This is a genomic window from Achromobacter sp. ACM03 (assembly GCF_014851665.1).
Lineage (GTDB): Bacteria > Pseudomonadota > Gammaproteobacteria > Burkholderiales > Burkholderiaceae_B > Achromobacter > Achromobacter aegrifaciens.
This window is the reverse complement of record NZ_JACVAD010000006.1, coordinates 271,562-289,830: the sequence shown is the minus strand read 5'-3', so window position 1 is coordinate 289,830 and position 18,269 is coordinate 271,562. Positions and strand designations below refer to the sequence as shown.

At 66.3% G+C, this 18,269-nt stretch carries 14 protein-coding genes; 4 read left to right on the top strand and 10 right to left on the bottom strand.

Annotated features, from left to right (window positions below; translation table 11 throughout):
* Positions 1 to 44: 44 nt before the first annotated feature.
* From IB257_RS24940 to msbA, 3 genes are all read right to left on the bottom strand, one after another.
* The gene (locus IB257_RS24940) at positions 45 to 1,517 is read right to left on the bottom strand and encodes a sensor domain-containing diguanylate cyclase (protein ID WP_175181669.1); all 1,473 of its coding nucleotides are present in this window, start codon (positions 1,515 to 1,517) and stop codon (positions 45 to 47) included.
* 507 nt (positions 1,518 to 2,024) lie between these two features.
* Positions 2,025 to 3,827 (bottom strand): monovalent cation:proton antiporter-2 (CPA2) family protein, encoded by a 1,803-nt coding sequence (locus tag IB257_RS24935; RefSeq protein WP_192492939.1) that lies wholly within the window; start codon positions 3,825 to 3,827, stop codon positions 2,025 to 2,027.
* 173 nt (positions 3,828 to 4,000) lie between these two features.
* On the bottom strand, positions 4,001 to 5,776 hold the full coding sequence (msbA, locus tag IB257_RS24930; protein ID WP_192492938.1) for a lipid A export permease/ATP-binding protein MsbA: 1,776 nt from the start codon (positions 5,774 to 5,776) through the stop codon (positions 4,001 to 4,003).
* A gap of 107 nt (positions 5,777 to 5,883) precedes the next feature.
* On the opposite strand from msbA, the gene IB257_RS24925 reads away from it, so the two are divergent.
* Genes IB257_RS24925 through IB257_RS24915 form a run of 3 tightly spaced genes read left to right on the top strand, consistent with a single transcriptional unit; the run spans position 5,884 to position 7,918 of the window.
* The gene (locus IB257_RS24925) at positions 5,884 to 6,852 is read left to right on the top strand and encodes a glycosyltransferase family 9 protein (protein WP_192492937.1); all 969 of its coding nucleotides are present in this window, start codon (positions 5,884 to 5,886) and stop codon (positions 6,850 to 6,852) included.
* Between the two features lie 20 nt (positions 6,853 to 6,872).
* On the top strand, positions 6,873 to 7,637 hold the full coding sequence (locus IB257_RS24920) for a YdcF family protein (protein ID WP_054451181.1): 765 nt from the start codon (positions 6,873 to 6,875) through the stop codon (positions 7,635 to 7,637).
* A complete protein-coding gene (locus IB257_RS24915; protein ID WP_192492936.1) occupies positions 7,628 to 7,918 on the top strand; it encodes a YkgJ family cysteine cluster protein in 291 nt (96 codons plus the stop codon). Before IB257_RS24920 ends, IB257_RS24915 begins: the two co-directional genes overlap by 10 nt.
* A gap of 30 nt (positions 7,919 to 7,948) precedes the next feature.
* Here the strand turns inward: IB257_RS24915 and IB257_RS24910 are convergent, their stop codons facing one another.
* From IB257_RS24910 to dnaE, 7 genes are read right to left on the bottom strand one after another with little or no spacing between them, the layout of a single operon-like run.
* Positions 7,949 to 9,097 carry a glycosyltransferase family 4 protein gene (locus IB257_RS24910; protein ID WP_054451179.1) on the bottom strand — a complete coding sequence of 383 codons (1,149 nt, stop codon included), beginning with the start codon at positions 9,095 to 9,097 and terminating at the stop codon, positions 7,949 to 7,951.
* Entirely contained in the window at positions 9,072 to 9,797 is a 726-nt protein-coding gene (locus IB257_RS24905) for a polysaccharide deacetylase family protein (RefSeq protein ID WP_119449142.1), read from the bottom strand. The genes IB257_RS24910 and IB257_RS24905 overlap by 26 nt, the downstream gene beginning before the upstream one ends.
* A 24-nt stretch (positions 9,798 to 9,821) precedes the next feature.
* Positions 9,822 to 10,931 carry a glycosyltransferase gene (locus IB257_RS24900; RefSeq protein ID WP_175214048.1) on the bottom strand — a complete coding sequence of 370 codons (1,110 nt, stop codon included), beginning with the start codon at positions 10,929 to 10,931 and terminating at the stop codon, positions 9,822 to 9,824.
* On the bottom strand, positions 10,928 to 11,680 hold the full coding sequence (locus IB257_RS24895; RefSeq protein ID WP_054451176.1) for a glycosyltransferase family 2 protein: 753 nt from the start codon (positions 11,678 to 11,680) through the stop codon (positions 10,928 to 10,930). Before IB257_RS24895 ends, IB257_RS24900 begins: the two co-directional genes overlap by 4 nt.
* Positions 11,677 to 12,525 carry a polysaccharide deacetylase family protein gene (locus tag IB257_RS24890; protein ID WP_192492935.1) on the bottom strand — a complete coding sequence of 283 codons (849 nt, stop codon included), beginning with the start codon at positions 12,523 to 12,525 and terminating at the stop codon, positions 11,677 to 11,679. Before IB257_RS24890 ends, IB257_RS24895 begins: the two co-directional genes overlap by 4 nt.
* Entirely contained in the window at positions 12,522 to 13,622 is a 1,101-nt protein-coding gene (locus IB257_RS24885; protein ID WP_054451174.1) for a glycosyltransferase family 4 protein, read from the bottom strand. Before IB257_RS24885 ends, IB257_RS24890 begins: the two co-directional genes overlap by 4 nt.
* Complete coding sequence (gene dnaE, locus IB257_RS24880; RefSeq protein WP_054451173.1) at positions 13,619 to 17,113, bottom strand: DNA polymerase III subunit alpha; 3,495 nt, start codon at positions 17,111 to 17,113, stop codon at positions 13,619 to 13,621. Before dnaE ends, IB257_RS24885 begins: the two co-directional genes overlap by 4 nt.
* Before the next feature lie 140 nt (positions 17,114 to 17,253).
* Between dnaE and lpxO the strand changes: the two genes are divergently transcribed.
* Positions 17,254 to 18,153, top strand: a complete 900-nt coding sequence (gene lpxO, locus IB257_RS24875) for a lipid A hydroxylase LpxO (protein WP_054451172.1) — start codon at positions 17,254 to 17,256, stop codon at positions 18,151 to 18,153.
* The last annotated feature ends 116 nt before the right edge of the window (positions 18,154 to 18,269 follow it).

Here is an 18,269-nt window from a genome sequence, read left to right as displayed (position 1 = left end):
CGCCGCGCGATGAGCGCGGCGGGGTTTTTTAATGCGGCGCCAGCTCAGGTCCCGGCCACTGCCACGCGATTGCGGCCGGACTCCTTGGCCTGGTAGACGGCCGCATCGGCCGCCTCTACCAGGCTGGCGACCGCGTCGTCGGCCTGCGGCACCGCCGTCGCGACCCCGACGCTGATGGTGACGATACCGGCGGCGGCGTCTGCATGCGGCACCTTCAGGGCGGCAATCGCCCGCCTGATGCCTTCCGCGATCTCCGCGGCGCGTTGGCGGCTGGTATTGGGCAGCAACACGACGAATTCCTCGCCGCCATAGCGCGCCGCCAGATCGCGGGGTCGCCGGGCCTTTTTCTTGAGCACTCGCGCCAGCGCCGCCAGCAGTTGATCTCCCTGCTGATGGCCGTAGCGGTCGTTGTAGCGCTTGAAATGGTCGGCATCCAGGAACAGCAGCGACAGCGGCACGCGCTCGCGGCGCGCATTCTGCCATTCGCGTTCCAGCGCTTCGTCGAACGCGCGCCGGTTGGCCAGGCCAGTGAGCCCATCCGTGCGCGCCTGTATAGCCAGCTGCGTCTCGACCGCCTTGCGCAGGGTCATCTCGCGCCTGAACAGCACGATCAGCGCCACGACCGACAGCAGCAGCGCCGTGGTCACGGGGATGATGAAGAACGCGCGGCGGTCCCAGGGCTCCATCAGCTCATCCACGTCCATGGCCACGTCGATGATGAGCGGCGTGTCCTCGATGCTGGCGAAGGTGTAGTAGCGGTTCACGCCGTCCGGCGACAGCTCCCCAACGAACGAGCCTTCGCGGCGGATCAGGAACTGCTGGAAATCCAGCGCCATGCCGATGTCGCTGCCCAGGTCGCTCCGGGAATATGGGGCGCGCAGCAGCACCAGACCGTCGTTGCGGAAGACGCTGATCTCGTCGCGCTCGCCGATCGACAGCTCGGCAAAGCGGTCGCGGAAATACGCCAGGCGCAGCGAACCGCCCACCACGCCGGCGAAGCTGCCGTCCGGATTGGAAAGGCGCCGGCTGACGGCGATGCTCTCGTCGCCACCGCGCAGGCGGCTGCGATAGGGCTTGCTGACATACATGCCGACGTCATCGGCATCGCGGTGCACCTGGAAGAAATCCCGGTCGGCGAAACTCACATCCGGCGTGTCCAGGTCCCCGGAGTGGTAACGGATATCGCCGTTCTTATCCAGCACCACGACGGCGCCCAGGTATTCGGCGGTGGATGGCCGGTCGAACAGGAAACGGCGCTGGGTTTCAGGAGCCAGCTGAGCCAGGCCCGGTTCGCGCAGGCGTTCGGCCATGCCCTGTAGCGACAGGTCGTAGACATGCAGGGTGCGGCTGATGTCCGCGGAAAGCACGCCGGTAATGTTGCGCGCCGAAGCGTGGGCGGCCTCCCAGGTGGCGCGGCGGTCGATCCAGAGCAGCGCGACCGCGGCCGCGCAGATGCCGATTGCGACGAGCACCCCCAACGCATACAGGGCGCGTTGCACAAACCCGCGAGACTTCAATACGGCGCTCCTACGCCGGGGACGTCCGGGGGACGCGGATCACTCCGGCAGAGATTTACGCCGCAGATGATGCCGCCGCCGGACATGCCGCGCAAGATCCGCCCCTAAAAAAACCCGAGCAACGCCCGCATGGCGCCTTCTGCGCGACGGCTTCCTCAAGTCGCCGCGACCGCCGCAATGCGGAAGGGAAAGGCCTTGGCGCCTCTGGCCCTGTCGGCTTCGCGGTGCGCGCCGATGGACCATGCCGGGCCCGCTCCGCCCGTATGCGACACCAACTGGCGCATCGAGCCCGCCGAAAATCCGCAGCGCAGGGTCCGGGCCTGCCGCCGGGCCAGTTCTACTCCAACAGCGTGCGGCGTCGTGGAAATCCGATCCGATTGCAGCATGGCAGCCCCCTGGCAAATGCTCGTCGTGGATGAAGAGTCAGTGCGGATAAATCTACCTCAGCCGCCAGCGCCTGCGCATGACATGATGCGAAAAGTAATGCAACGATGTGGAAATAGTCGGTTACGCGATCGGGCTGGCCGCCCTCTCGGTTTCCCGGTCGGGCTGGTCGTTGCGGCCGTCCGGGGCGCTGGTCATATTGCCGTAAAGCAACGAGCGGCCGGCGAACAGGCCGCCCGCCACCTCCAGGTCGAAACGCTCGGTGTCGCGCCGGCGCACATCCTGCACCACCTCGGCGGCTTCATCAGGAGGCACTCCGATCACGCGCAGCGCGGCCTCGCCGAAGGCCAGCGCCGACTCCAGGGTTTCGCGCACCTGATAGTCGACCCCTTCCTTGGCCAGCGCCAACGAATGGATGCGGTCATAGGCGCGCACCACCACCCGCACCAGCGGGAATTCGGCCTTGATCAGCTTGACCATGTGGTTGACCGCCTTCGGATCGTCGATGCAGATCAGGATGGCGCAGGCATTTTCCGCGCCGGCGGTACGCAGCATGTCGATGCGCGTGCCGTCGCCGTAATAGACCTTGACGCCCCATTTGGCCGCTGCCCGGATCGCGTCGGTGTCGGTATCCAGGATGGAGACCGTCAGCTCGCGGGCCAGCATCGCCTGGGTCACGATCTGGCCGAAACGGCCAAAGCCCACGATGAGCGCACAGCCCTCCAGATCCTTGGCCACATCCACGTCTTCCATTGAGGGCTGCGGCTTGGGCAGGAGCCAGCGCAACGCCAGCACGCACAAGGGCGTGAGCGCCATGGAAATGATGACGACCGCAGCCAGCACGGCGCCGGTGTGGGCATCGAAGATGCCGGCGGCGGCGGCCGCCCCGTACAGCACGAAGGCGAATTCACCGCCCTGCGCCAACAGGGCCGCGCGCGTCATGGCCTCGGCGTGGGTCGCGCGCAGCACTCGCGCCACCACGTACACGCCCACCGATTTCACCAGCATGAACACCACCACCGCGGCCAGGATCAGCGGCCATTCGCGCGCCACCGCCGACAGGTCCAGCGACATGCCCACGCCCAGGAAGAACAGGCCCAGCAATATGCCGCGGAACGGCTCGACTTCGGCTTCCAACTGATGGCGGAAGGTAGACTCGGACAGCAGCACGCCCGCGAGGAAAGCGCCCATCGCCATGGACAGGCCGCCCAGTTCCATCAGCAGCGCCGCGCCCAGCACCACCAGCAATGCGGCGGCCGTCATGACCTCGCGCGCATGCGCGGCGGCCAATAACCGGAACAGCGGATTGAGCAGCCAACGGCCGGCGGCCAGCAATGCGAGGATGCAGGCCACCGCGATGGCCGACTGAATCCACGGATCGCCACGGCTGGAAGTGTCGGCCGGCGCCAGCAGGGTGGCCAGGGCCAGCAGCGGCACGATGGCCAGGTCTTCCAGCAGCAGGATCGAGACGATGCGCTGGCCCTGCGCACTGGCGGTGTCGCCGCGCTCGCCCAGTATCTGCATGACGATGGCCGTGGACGACAGCACGAAGCCCATCGCGGCCATGAAAGCCGCCGGGCCCGACAGCCCCGCCAGCAGGCCCACCGCCGTCAGCAGCCCGCCGCAGGCCAGCACCTGCGCGACGCCCAGGCCGAAGATCTCGCCGCGCAGCTTCCACAACCGGGAGGGCTGCATTTCCAGGCCGATGATGAACAGGAACATCACCACGCCCAATTCGGCTACGTGCAGGATGGATTTGGGATCGGAGAACAAGCCGAGGCCGAAGGGCCCGATCACCAGGCCGGCGGCCAGGTATCCCAGGACGGACCCCAACCCCAGGCGCTTGAACAGCGGAACCGCGACGACCGCAGCCCCCAGCAGGACGACGACATTGACTAGCTGATTGCCTTCGGCAGGCAGGGACATGGGACGCTCCAGATGCACGGCGGACCAAAGCGCCTCGGGGCGCCGCTCCGCCCGCAGCGGGCGGGAGCCGGGCCTGCCGGCAGGCCCGGCTCCATTTTCCGGCAATCCGGGCGCTTGGCAATCCGGAAATGCGACAGGAACGAACAACCGCCCGGGACAGGCGGTTGACCGGATCAATCGTCGCGGAATTGCATCTTGTAGAGCGAGGCGTACAGGCCGTTGGCGGCCAGCAGCTCGGCGTGCGGGCCTTGCTCGACGATCTTGCCGGCATCCAGCACGATGATGCGGTCGGCGTTCTGCACGGTGGACAGGCGGTGGGCGATGACCAGCGTGGTCCGGCCCTTCATCAGGCGCTCCAGCGAGGCCTGGACCTGACGCTCGGATTCGTTGTCGAGTGCGGAAGTGGCTTCGTCCAGGATCAGGATGGGCGCGTTCTTGATCAGCGCGCGGGCGATCGCAAGGCGCTGGCGCTGGCCGCCGGACAGGCGGGCGGCGTTTTCGCCCACCGGCGTATTGAGCCCTTGCGGCAAGCCTTCGACGAACTCCAGCAGATTGGCGGCCGCCAGCGCATCGCGCACCTTCTGTTCGCTCGACTTGCCCAGCGCGCCGTAGCCGACGTTGGCTGCGATGGTGTCGTCGAACAGCACCACGTCCTGACTCACCAGCGACAGGTGCGAGCGCAGGCTGCGCAGCGTCAGCTCGTCGATCGGCGTGTCGTCCACCAGGATGGAGCCGCTATCGGCCAGCACGAATCGCGGCAGCATGTTGACCAGAGTGGTCTTGCCGCTGCCCGAGCGTCCTACCAGGGCCACGGTCTGGCCGGGTTCCACGGTGAAGGAAATGCCATTGACGGTATCGCGGTCGGCATCGGGGAACCGGTGCGAGACGCTGCGGAATTCCACCTTGCCGCGCACGGGCTCGGCCAGTTCCTTGGTGCCGGTATCGTTTTCGGGTACCTGGTCGATCAGCGTGAACACGCTTTCGGCCGACACCAGCATCTTCTGCATGCGGGCGGCGACGTTGGTCAGGCGCTTGATGGGGTCGAAAATCTGGGCAAGCGCCGCCATGAAGGACGCGAAGCTGCCCACGGTCAAGGCGCCGTGGTTGGCCTGGCTGAGCGCCACGGCGATGACCGCGCCCACCGAGATGGAAATGCAGACCTGGGTCAGCGGCGTCAGGGCGGCGTCCGCCGTGGCCGTGCGCATGGCGAAGCGGCGCAGGCGGCGGCTGACGAAATCGAAACGGCCGCGTTCGACTTCATAGCCGTCGAACAGCTTGATGACGCGCTGGCCGTCGATGCCTTCGCCGACCACGCGGGTCAGTTCGGCGTTCATGTTGACGGTTTCGCGATTGATGCGGCGCAGGCGCTTGATGAAGAAGCGCGAGATCAGCACCGACACCGGCAGCATGATCAGGATGATCAGCGTCAGCACCCAGGACATGTACAGCAGCACGCAGATCAGCGCGACGACGACCAGGGTTTCGCGCACCAGCACGGTGATGACGTCGGTGGCGTAGCCGGTGACGTTGCCGGCATCGATGGTGAAGCGATTGAGCAGGCGGCCGGTGTCGCCCTGCTTGAAGTCGGCGTCGGGCAGGCCCAGAAGGCGCTCGAACATATCCATGCGCATGCCCAGCAGGACGTTGTTGGCGACCCAGGCCAGCAGGTAATCGCTGAAGAAGTTGCAGATGCCGCGCAGCAGGATCAGGCCGACCACCGCCAGCGGCAGCGCCCAGACGTAGTATGGCTTGGCGCCCGAAAAGCCGCCGTCCAGCAAGGGCTTCATGATGACTGCCAGGACGGGCTGCGTGGCGGCCGCGCCGGCCATCAGCAGGACGGCAAGCAACAATCCCTTCCAGTAGGAGCCCACGCGGCTGTAGATCCGACTCCAGAGTTCGGCTTTGACAGGTTGGGAACTCGCGGGCGCGTTGCGTGCGGCAGAATTCAAAGGAATCACTCGCTTTTATACAATTGTGGCCAGAATTGTACCGGCTGCGCGACAAGTCGCCGCCCGGGCCATGTCCCCTTCAGCCTTAACGCGCCCAGCGCCCTTCCATGTCCGATATCAGCTGCTTGTACGTCCGGTTACCCAATTGGGTGGGCGATGTTTGCATGAGCCTGCCCAGCCTGCGCGCCTTGCACGCCAGCGGCCTGCCCCTGGTGATCTGCGCCCGCCCCTGGGCCCGCGACCTGCTGGACGGCGTGGCCAAGCAGGATTTCATCCCCATGCGCGGCAAGGTCGGCCCGGACCGGGCCGCGGTCAGCGCCCACCGGCGCAGCCTGGGCGCCCAGGGGCGCCGCGCCCGCGGATTGCTGCTGCCGGACTCGCTGTCCAGCGCGCTGGTATTCCGTCTGGCCGGACTGCCGTCGGCCGGCTATCGCGACGACGGCCGCAGCTTCCTGTTGCGCTGGCCCTTTGCCAAACCCAGCGACACGCTGCACGCGGTCCAGTCCTGGCATCACCTGACCCGCGAAGCCCTGACCCGCTGGGGCCTGCCCAGCGGCCCGGCCGAACCCGGTCCCACCCTGGACCTGCCGCTGACGTCCGCCCACCAGAGCGCCGCCGATCTGGCGCTGGAAGCCGCCGGGCTGGCAGGCCAACGTTTCGTGCTGATCGCGCCGACGGCCACGGGCCTGCACAAGGGCAAGATCAAGGTGTGGCCGGGATTCGATACACTAACCCGGGCCTTGCAGGCCCGCGGTCATACCGTGGTAATGTGCCCTCCTCCGGCCGAAACCGAGGAGGCGCGGCGCAATGCCCCTACGGCGCTGCTGCTGCCTCCCCTGTCCCTGGGCGCATTCGCAGCGTTGACGGCGCGGGCGGCGCTGGTGATTTGTAACGATTCTGGTGTCTCGCACGTCGCCGCAGCCGCCAACGCCAGCGAACTGACGCTGTTCGGCGTCACGCGTCCGGGACGCACCGGCCCGTGGTCGCCACGCGCCGTCTGCGTAGGCACGGAGCATGCATGGCCGTCCGGCGATGAGGTGGAACAGCAAGCCCGCCTCCTGCTGGACGAGACGTAGTAATCAGGATTTTTTTCAAGATGCCCTTGTCCAGCTATCTCACAAATCTGATCATTCCTTACAACTTGAGCCTGACCCTGGTAGCCATCGGACTGGTGTTGGGTCTGTTCCGGTTCCGCAAGACCGGCGGTTCGCTCATCGTCGCCGGTCTTTTGTGGTCGCTGGCCTGGTCTCTACCCGCGACGTCGATCTGGGCCGGCGGCGCGTTGGAACACCGTTATCCGCATCTGCCGCCAGCCGAATCCCCGACCGCCGACGCCATCGTGGTGCTGGGCGGCAACACCGCCAACGGGCGCGCCAACTGGTTCCTGCCGTATGACAAGGAAACCGCCGTGGTTCGGATCGACACGGCGGCGCAGCTTTATCTGGCCGGACGCGCTCCCAAGGTGCTGCTGTCGGGCGGCGCGCTGGAAGGCGACGTCAGCGAAGCCCGCGGCATGGCGCACGCCATCCGGCAGCAGGGCGTGCCGGACACGGCGCTCATCCTGGAAAACTCCAGCCGCACCACGTATGAGAACGCGGCCTTGACCGAGGATCAACTCAAGGCGCGCGGCATCGGCAAGGTGCTGCTGGTGACTTCCGCGTTGCATATGCCGCGCGCGATGGCGGCCTTTTCCAAGCAGGGCGTGGAGGCGATCGCCGCCCCGGCGCCACCGCAGATCGTGGAGCCCGCCGACGGCTCCGTGCCCCTGTGGATCCCGAATCAGCGTGCCTATGACGCCAGCCGTTCCATCCTCAAGGAATACGCCGGCCTGTTCATCTATTGGCTGCGCGGATGGGTCTGAATCCGCAGGCGCCCGCCGCGCTGGAATGCCGGCCCGGCTGCGGCGCCTGTTGCATCGCGCCGTCAATCACCCGGCCTATACCCGGCATGCCGCAGGGCAAACCCGCCGGCGTACCCTGTATCCAGCTGCTGCCTGACATGCGCTGCGCGATTTTCGGCCAGCCGTCGCGCCCGGATTTCTGCGGCGGGCTGCAGCCTCAGGCCGAGATGTGCGGCGCCGACCGCGACCACGCGATCCGCTGGCTGGGTGAACTCGAACAGGCGACGGCGCCCGGCCATTGAACCGGGCCATGCGCCAGCTCGACCCAGCTCTCAGCTGCGTTCTTGCAGCACCTGGCGGTACAGCGCCTCGTAGCGCGCCGCCACCGTTTCCCAGCTTTGCTCGCGCGCGATCTCAAGGCCGCGTTCGGCCAGTGCCGCCCGCAACACGGGTTCGGAGCCCAGCCGCTCCAGCGCCTGCGCCAGTTGGGCGCCGTCGCGCGGATCCTGCAGGATGAGCGCGTCCTTGCCCGCCGACAGGTACTGCGCGAAGCCGCAGTAAGCGGGCGAACTCACCACGACCGGCAGTCCGTGCGACATGGCTTCCAGCGGCGCCATGCCGTAGCTGTCGTTCAGCGTCGGATGCGCGTAGATGTCGGCGGCGCTGAAGTAGCGGGCGACATCGGGGGTGGGATCGATCAGGGTGACGCGGCTGGCGATGGCGCCTGCCGCGCGCACGCGTTCGCGGGTAGGTTCGTCCGCGCCCACGACCAGCAGCCGGTACTGCGGCGGCAGTTGCGCCAGCGCGTCCAATAGCGCCGGCAATCCCTTGCGCAAGGGATTGCGGGCGACCAGCAGACAGCCGATGGTATCCGCGCCCCAGCCCAGGCTGGCGCGGGTGGCCTCGCGGCCTTCCATTTGCGCCGCGGTCGGCAGCTTGACCCCGGGCGCGATGATGTCCACCGGCAGCTGCGGACCGTAGCTGCGGTGCAGCTGGTCCATGATCAGTCCTGACACCGCCACCACGCGCCTTGCGGGCGCCTGGCGCACGCGCAGCTTTTCCAGCAGCAGATAGGTGGCCAGCCGTGGGGAGAGCCAAGCGGTCAGGCGCTGCAACGGCTTGACGCGGGTCAGCCGGTTGTAGCGCACCGGCGTCACGTGCATGACCTGGATTTCGCCGGCCCAGCCATTCATGTGGGAATGCACGATGTCATAGCGGCCGCGGGTCAGCCGGTCGGCGCGCCAGGCGAAGTACAGCACGCGCATCCAGCTGGGCAGCCAGCCCGGAAAACGCACGGGCAGGAAGGGAAACGGCAGGTCGCTGTCAAAGTCGCGCGCCACGATGGATACGTCATGGCGCTGTCCGAGCACCCGCATCAGTTCCACGCCATAGGCTTCGGCGCCGCCAAAGCGATTGCCGAAGCGGTCGACCAGCAGCGCGATGCGCAGCCGCCGTTCAACCGCGCCGGCGGGAGTCTTCATACCGGGTCAGGCACTTCTGCAGGAAGCGGATGATGTTGGTGGAGCGCGACACCGTGACCCGCGGCAGCCCGTAGGGATCATCCGAGGCCGCGGCCAGGCCGCGCTGGGTCAGCGTGGCGTTGTCGTAGCCGGCTTCGCGCGCCATGGCGCGGTGTTCGGGACCGTGGTCGCCATAGGGATAGCAGAAGGCGGTGACCGGCGCCCCCAGCGCCTGTTCCAGCTCGTCCTTGGACTGGACGATCTGGCGGCGGGCCTCGTCGGGCGACATCTGGGGCAGGTGCACATGGTCCAGCGTGTGCGAGCCGACTTCGTGGCCGGCCTGCGCCCATTCCCGCATTTCGTTCACGGTCATCAATGCCGAAAACGGAATACCCTTTTCCAGATCCCACACATTGCCGCCATCGAACTGGTGCGCCACGAAATAGTTGGTGGCGGTAAAACCCAGTTCGTTCAGCACCGGCATGGCGTTGTGGTGCACGTTGCGATAGCCGTCGTCGAACGTAATGCCGAATACCTTGCCCTGGCGTTCGCCACGGACATAGGGCATGACGTCGCGCATGGACAGGCCGCGATAGCCCAGCCTGCGCATCCAGCGCATCTGCCGGGCAAAGCTGTCGGGGTGCACCGTCAGCCCGCGAAACGGCGTGCCCTTGGGATTGGGCTCGCCGATCTGGTGGTACATGAGTATGGGGATAGACATAGGGACAGATTATAAAGCCCGGTCTTATCCCAGCGCGCGTCGGTATACGTCCAGTGTGGCGGCGGCGAAACGTTCCAGATTGAAGTCCCGCAGGCTGGTTTCCCGTGCCTGGGCGCCCATGGCGCGCACGGCATCGGGATGGTCCAGCATGAAACGCAGCTTGGCCGTGATGGCGGGCACGTCGCGCGCGGGCACGATCCAGCCGTCGACGCCATCGGTGACGTTCTCGGGCAGTCCGCCCGCGTCGCTGACCAGGGCGGGCAATCCCAAACCCATGATCTCGCGGCAGGCGAACGACAGGGCTTCGCGGTAGGACAGCACGAAACCCGCATGGCAGGACGCCAGCGCCGCCCGCACGTCATCCAGCAAGCCGGGGAAACGGACCTGGTCGATCATGCCCAACTCGCGCACCCGGGCAAGCTTGGCTTCGTTGGGCGGATCGCCCGCCACCATCAGCAGCACGCGCGAGCGGTCCTCGGGCGGCAAGGCGGCGACCGCTGCCACCAGGTCCAGCCAGCCCTTGTCGTAGTCGGTGCCGCCCGCGCTGCCCAGCAGCAGCTTGCCCTGCCAGTCGGGCCCGAAGAAGATGGCGCGCAGCTTGTCCAGGCTTTCCGGCGGCGGCGGCGCGAAGAAATTGGTGTCGATGCCGTGGCGGATGGTGGTGATGGGACGCTTGCCATACGGCGATTGCTGCATCAGGCCATGGACGTAGTCGCTGACCGCGATGGCATGGTCGGTGGCCAGCGCCACCCGCAACTTGTGGCCGAGGCTCGCCAGCGGATGGTCGTTGTGCTTGGTGAAGACGATGCGCGGGCGGCGGCGCATGCCCAGCGTGGCCAGCATGACCTGCTTGTGGTCGGCCGAGCCGTTGGCGTGGATGATGTCGAAACCGCCGGCCTTGATCAGCCGGCGCAACTGCGCGCGGTCCTTGAACCAGGACGAAGGCCGCGTGGTGTACTGCATGTCCTCCACCGTCACGCCCGGAATCGCCTTGGCGTAGCGGTACAGGCGGCTGGTGGCCGGCGCCGCGATCGTGATCTGGTGGTCCTTGGACAGGGCCTTGGCCAGATTGATGATGTAGGTGACGTGTCCGCCGCCGTTACCGCCGTGGAAGTTGGTGTAGAGGATCTTCACTTCTTCTTCTCGGCCAGGAACATCAGCTTCGAATAGCGGAAGAAGCTGCCGGCCGAGGCGACGACGGCCAGCACCAGGCCGTGCTTGCCGTCCAGGAAGCCGCGCCGGATCAGGTAGATCCGCACAAAGGTCCAGAAGCCATGGCCCAGCGCGCCGAAGACCGAGGTGCGCCGGCCCTTGGCGTACATCATGGCGGCGGCATCGGACGAATAGCGGTTGACCTTGGTGATCAGCGCATCCAGGTTGTCGTAGGGATAGTGGTGGAAATAACCGCGCATCTGCAGCGGCTTGCCGTTGGCCGGCACCACGCGTTCATGCACGGCCACGTCGTTGAACCGCGCCGTGCCGCGCTTGAACAGGCGCAGCACGTAATCGGGCCACCAGCCGCTGTGACGGATGTCGCGGCCGCAGAAATTCGACAGGCGCGCGATCTCGTAGGCATCGGCGCGCGGCGCGCGCAGCGCTTCCTGGATTTCCTGGGCCAGTTCCGGCGTGACGCGCTCGTCGGCGTCGATGGACAGCACCCAGTCGCCCGTGGCCAGATCCAGCGCTCGGTTCTTCTGCGGCCCGAAGCCGGGCCAGTCCGGGGTGACTTCAACCCTCGCGCCCAGGGCGCGCGCGACTTCGACGGTGCCGTCGGTGCTGCCCGAGTCCACCACGATGAATTCATCGGCGAACGCCACAGACTTGAGGCAGGCGGCGATGTTGGCCGCCTCGTTCTTGGTGATGATGATGACAGATAGCTTCATCCGCGATTCCTGAGACGCTTTTTCCAGGCTTTCCAGGCATGAAAGCGCGGCCCCCAGAAGGGATCGCGCGACAGCCAGATGCGCCGGTTCAGCCAGGAGCCGCCCTGGTTGCGCACCGCGAAACGATAGATGTGTTCGGGGTCCGCGCCGGAGGTGTTCTGGCCGAAAGGGTCGGTAGTGTACAAGTGCCGGAACCCGGCGGCCCGCGCCGCGGCCACGTAGTCCGCGTCGAAATAGCCTTGCGGCCAGCAGAGGTGGTCGCTGACCGAGCCGAGGCGGCTTGTCAGCGTCTCGCGGGAATCCTGCAATTCCTGGGCGATGCGGGCGCGCTTGGCGTCGACGTCCGTGCCGCAGACCTTGTCCCAGCGGGTATGGGTATGTGTGTGGGAATGGAATTCGAACGTGCCTGCCGCCTGCATGGCCTCGATCTCGCTCCAGCGCAACATGGCTTCGTCGGTCCGGCCTGCCGCCACCAGTTGCTTGCAAGCGTCGTGGTCGGGCGTGGCGGGCAAGGGGACGCCCTGGCCCGCATGCGGGCGCACCGGCCCGTCGCCGATCCAGCCGGTGATCGTGAACAGCACCGCGCGCATGCCGTGGCGCGCCAGCACCGGGTGCGCATGCACCCAGTTGTTCAGGTAGCCGTCGTCGAAGGTGATCAGCACCGAGCGTTCGGGCGCGGCGGCGCCGGCGAGGTAGGCCGCGAACTGATCGGCCGACAAGGACTGGTAGCCGGCGCGGGCCAGGCGCGAGATCTGCGCCTCGAACACATCGGGCGTGGCGGCGATCATGCCGCCGGCCGGCGTGACGTGGTGATACATCAGCACCGGAACGTTGGGTGCATTCATCCCGCGCGCTCCGCCAGCCATTTGGCATAGACGGCTTCGGTGGTTTCCGCCAGGCGGGCGGGCGAGAACACGCCCTCGTCCCAGACCATCTTGCGGCCGGCCTCGCCCATGCTCCGCCGCAAACCGGCGTCGTCAATCAGGCGCACCAGGGCGGCGGTGAGCGCCTCGGGGTTCTTGGGCGGCACCAGGATGCCGGTTTCGCCGTCGCGGAACATTTCCGACACGCCGCCCACGTCCGTGCCGATGACGGGCAGGCCGCTGGCCTGCGCCTCGACGTAGACGGTGCCGGACGCTTCCTGCTGCGTGGCCAGCGCGAAGAGATCGAAGCCGGCCAGCAGGTTGGGCACGTCGCGCCGCATGCCCATCAGATGGATGCGGTCCTGCAGGCCCAGTTCGGCCACATAGGCCTGGGTCTGCTCGAACACCGGCGAACCGCCGCCGACGAACACCAGGTGCAGCTTGGGCCGGCTGGCCATCAGCGGCGCGATCGCGTCGATCAGGTCCTTGTGGCCCTTGGTGGCGCGCATGACGGCCACGCAGCCGACCACGATGTCGTCATCGGCCAGGCCGAGTTCTTCGCGCAACGTGGAGCGTTCCACGGGCGGCGGCAACACGATGGGGGAATAGACGGTGGCTACCTTGCCAGCAGGCACGCCGCGGTCGATGAGGTGTTGGCGCACATGATCACTGACCGTCGTGACCCTGTGCGGCAGACAGGTGTAGGACCATAGCGACCCCACCTTGTTGGACAGGTGCCGGGTCCGCACGATGAGCGGCGTCCCCGCCAGACGGCCGGCGGCGGCCGCGATGACCGTGTCGCGCCGGCTGTGGGTATTGAGCACGTCGAAGCGTCCTTCGCGCAGGATGCCACGGATGGTGGCGATGCCCTTCAGGTAATTCACCGCGCCATCCATTTCCAGGGTGTGCACGGGAAAACCGGCATCCGACAGGCGTTCAGCCAAGAGCGCCTTGGGTTGGCAGATGGCTTCCATGTGATGGCCGCGCGCGCGCATGGCGGTCATCTCCTTGAAAATCCGGCCTTCCTGGCCGCCAAAGCTGGTTGCGGCTTCCGAGTGAACGATACGCATCGGCATCAATAGGTGACCTCCACGCCATCCGGCTTGGTCCATTCATTCAGGTTGGCGAGCAGCGTGTCGGCCATGCGGACGCGCCACTCCTCGCCCAGGCGGACCGTGCACAGGAAATTATTCTTGGTATAGACGATATCGACCGGCACGCCGGGAATGCCGTTTTCGGGTTCGGCCCGGAACGGATTCAGCATCTGCCTCAGGCGCGCCGCGTCGGCGCTGCCATTGAGCTTGACGCGCAGGGACTTGGCCCGGGCTTCGCGCGCCAGCTGCAGGTCGTAGAGCTGTTCCGCGACGATGCGCATGCCGCCGGAGTAGTCGTCATTGCTGACCTTGCCCTGGACGATAACGAGCTGGTCCTCGCGCAGGCGGTTGCGGTGCTTTTCGTAGAGCTCGTTGAAGACCGAGATTTCCACCTGCGCGGTGCCGTCGTCCAGCACCGCGAAAACCATCTTGCCGCGGCGGGTCATCATGACGCGCACGCTGGCCAGCACGCCGCACATCCATTGCAGGTCGCGCTGCGGTTCGACCCGCACCAGCTGCATGGGCACGATGCGGCGCACTTCGTCGCGCCAAGCGTCGAACAAGTGGCCGCTGTAGTAATAGCCCAGCGCGGACTTTTCTTCCGTCAGCTTCTTGTGCAGGTCCCAGGGCGCGACCTTGGCCAGTTCGCCCGCCACCACGTCGCCGCTGTCGTCGCCGAAGAGCGAGGCCTGGTTGGCGCTGCGGGCCGCCTGCTCGGCGGCTTCCATGGCGGTGGGCACCGAAGCCAGCATCGCGGCCCGGTTGGGCTCGATGGTATCGAACGCGCCGGCCTTGATCAGGGCTTCGATGGTGCGCCGGTTGACGGCGTGCTTATTGACGCGGCGGCAGAAGTCGAACAGGTTCTGGAACGGGCCGGCTTCCTTGCGCGCGCGCAGGATTTCCTCGACCGCGCCCTGCCCCGTGCCTTTGACGGCGCCCAGGCCATAGCGCATGGTGCGCGGCGGCCTGCCTTTTTCAGTGTGCTTGTCGGCGACCGGCTCGAAGCGGTAGCCCGAGAAATTGACGTCAGGCGGCAGCACTTCGACGCCGTTGTCCTGGGCGTCGCGGCAGAAGATCTGGACCTTGTCGGTGTCGTCCATGTCCGAGGACATGGTCGCGGCCAGGAACTCGGTCGGATGGTAGGCCTTGAGCCAGGCCGTCTGGTACGAGATCAGCGCGTACGCAGCCGAGTGCGACTTGTTGAAGCCGTAGCCCGCGAACTTCTCCATCAGGTCGAACAGCTTGACCGCCAGGTCCGGATCGTGGCCCTTTTCCTTGGCGCCCTGCTCGAACAATTCGCGGTGCTTGGCCATTTCCTCGGGCTTTTTCTTGCCCATGGCGCGCCGCAGCAGGTCGGCGCCGCCCAGCGAGTAGCCGCCGATGATCTGCGAGATCAGCATCACCTGTTCCTGGTAGACGATGACCCCGTAGGTGCTCTTGAGGGTGTTCTCCAGGTCGTCGTGGAAATAATCCACTGCGGCGCGGCCGTGCTTGCGATTGACGAAGTCGTCCACCATGCCCGATTCCAGCGGCCCCGGTCGATACAGGGCCAGCATGGCGATGATGTCTTCGAAGGTGTTGGGCCGCAGCTTCTTCAGCAGTTCCTTCATGCCGCGCGATTCCAGCTGGAACACGGCGGTCGTGTTGGCGTCGCACAGGATCTTGTAGGCGGCCGGATCGTCCAGCGCCAGGGCCATGACGTCGAAGTCGCGCTTGTCCTCGTTGAACTGGCGCACGTAGCGCACGGCCCAATCCAGGATGGTCAGGTTGCGCAGGCCCAGGAAGTCGAACTTCACCAGGCCGGCGGCCTCGACGTCGTCCTTGTCGAACTGCGAAACCGCGCTGTTTTCCTGGCCGGGCTGGCAATACAGCGGGCAGAAGTCAGTGAGCTTGCCCGGCGCGATGAGCACGCCGCCGGCGTGCATGCCGATGTTGCGGGTCAGGCCTTCCAGCGGCTGCGCCAGGTCCACCAGCGCGCGCACTTCCTCTTCCTGCTCGTAGCGGTCCTTGAAGGCGGGCTCGTCCTTCAGGGTGCGTTCGAGCGACCAGGGATCCATCGGATTGAACGGGATCAGCTTGGACAGGCCGTCGCAGAACATGTACGGCATGTCCAGCACCCGGCCGGCGTCGCGCACCACGGCCTTGGCGCCCAGCGTGCCGAAGGTCGCGATCTGGCTCACGGCGGCTCGGCCGTACTTTTCCTTGACGTAGTCGATGACCCGTTCGCGGTTGTCCTGGCAGAAGTCGATATCGAAGTCGGGCATGGAGACCCGCTCGGGATTCAGGAAGCGCTCGAACAGCAAGTCGTAGCGGATCGGATCCAGGTCGGTAATGCCCAGGGCATAGGCCACCAGCGAGCCCGCGCCTGAACCCCGGCCCGGACCCACCGGCACGCCGTTGTTCTTACCCCAGTTGATGAAGTCCTGCACGATCAGGAAGTAGCCGGGGAAGCCCATCTGGATGATGGTCTTGCATTCCCAGCGCAGGCGTTCGTAGTACTGCTCGCGCTTGGACTGGCGTTCGGCCTCGTCCGGGAACAGGAACGCCATGCGCTTTTCCAGGCCCTCCTCCGACAGCTGGACCAGGTAGTCGTCCAGGCTCACGCCGTCCGGCGTGGGGAAATTGGGCAGGCGCGGCTTGCCCAGCACCAGGCTGAGGTTGCAGCGTTTGGCGATTTCCACCGTGTTGGCCAGCGCCGAGGGCACGTCGGCGAAGCGCCGCGCCATTTCCTCGGAGCTGAGCAGGTATTGCTCCTTGCTGAACCGGCGCACGCGGCGCGGGTTGGCCAGGATTTCGCCTTCGGCGATGCAGACGCGGGCCTCATGCGCCTGGAATTCGAATTCGTCCAGGAATTGCACCGGATGCGTCGCCACCACCGGCAGGCCGGCCTCGCTCGCCAGGCGCATGGCGGCCTGGGTGTAGGCTTCGTCGCCGTCCATGCCGGCGCGCTGCAACTCGATGTAGTAGCTGCCCGGGAACAGGTGCGCCCACTGGCGTGCCAGCGCCAGCGCCGACACGGCATTGCCCGCGTCCAGCGCCTGGCCCACGTCGCCGCCGCGCCCGCCCGACAGGGCAATCAGGCCCTCCTGCCCCTGCAGCCATTCGCGGCGGATCTCGGCGCGGCCCTTGCCCTGGTTCGTCAGGAAGGCTTTGGTCAGCAGTTCGCAAAGATTGAGGTAGCCCTGGTGGTTGCGCACCAGCAGCAGCAAGCGGAAAGGCTTGGCGGGGTCGTCGTCGTTGGACAGCCAGACATCGCAGCCGGCAATCGGCTTGATGCCGGCGCCGCGCGCGCCCTTGTAGAACTTGATCAGGCCGAACAGGTTCGACAGATCCGTCAAGGCGACGGCGGGCTGGCCCAGCTTGGCCACGCGCTTGATGAGGTCGGGGATGCGCACGATGCCGTCCACGACCGAAAATTCGGAGTGTACGCGCAGGTGAACAAATGGGGACGGGGTCGTTACGGCTTCTTCGGACATAAAGGGAATTGTACCTAGTCAATGCGGTCCAAGCCGAGGCCTGTGCGCTCGCGCAAAGGACTACGCAAGCGCCTGTGTAACAATACACGTTGCACGTCATCTTCCATTGTTGACATGAGATTTACGCACGAGATTCACCTATGAAATGGCTAATTCCCGGGATCTGGCTGAGCGCCATCCTGTTTGCGCACTTCCGCGGCCGCGTCAAGCTGCCGCTGGGCCGCCAATTGCTGGACCATTCCGTACTGCTAGCCCCCGTCAACGCCTTCATGGTGCTGACCTCGCGGGTTCCCACCACGCCCTACCTGACGACCAGCGAAATCGCCGAACTCAAGGTGCTGGACGACAACTGGGAAACGATCCGCGAAGAAGCCCAACAGATGGCCGAGCTGCGCCGCATCAAGGCCGCCGACACGCATAACGACATCGGCTTCAATTCTTTCTTCAAGTACGGCTGGAAGCGTTTCTACCTGAAGTGGTACGACGCGCGCCACCCGTCCGCCGAAGAACTCTGCCCCAAGACCGTCGCCATCCTGAAGACCCTGCCCAAGGTCAAGGCCGCGATGTTCGCCGAACTGCCGCCGGGCGGCCAGTTGAACCCGCACCGCGACCCGTTCGCCGGGTCCCTGCGCTACCACCTGGGCCTGGTCACCCCGAACGACGACGGCTGCCACATCATCGTCGACGGCGAACACTACAGCTGGCGCGACGGCGAAAGCGTGGTATTTGACGAAACCTACGTGCACGAAGCCTACAACCACACCGACCAGAACCGCATCATCCTGTTCTGCGACGTGGAGCGCCCGCTGAAGTGGCGCTGGGCCGAAGCCTTCAACCGCTGGTTCGGCCGCGTCGTCATGTCCGCCGCCAGCTCGCCCAACGACGGCGGCGACCAGACCGGCGCCATCAACAAGCTGACCCACGCCCACTGGGTCATCGACCAGAAGCGCAAGGCCTTCAAGGCCTGGAACCGCAATGTCTACAAGGCCACCAAGTACGGCCTGATCGCCCTGGTGGTCGTGGGCTTCCTGGCCCTGTAAGAAAAGGCGCCCGGACATCCGGGCGTCTACCCCCCCCTGTTTCCTACAGCTTCTCTGCCCCCTACCCAGTCACATCGCGCGAGCGTTCATAGCTGCGACGCAAGACAGCGCGTAGG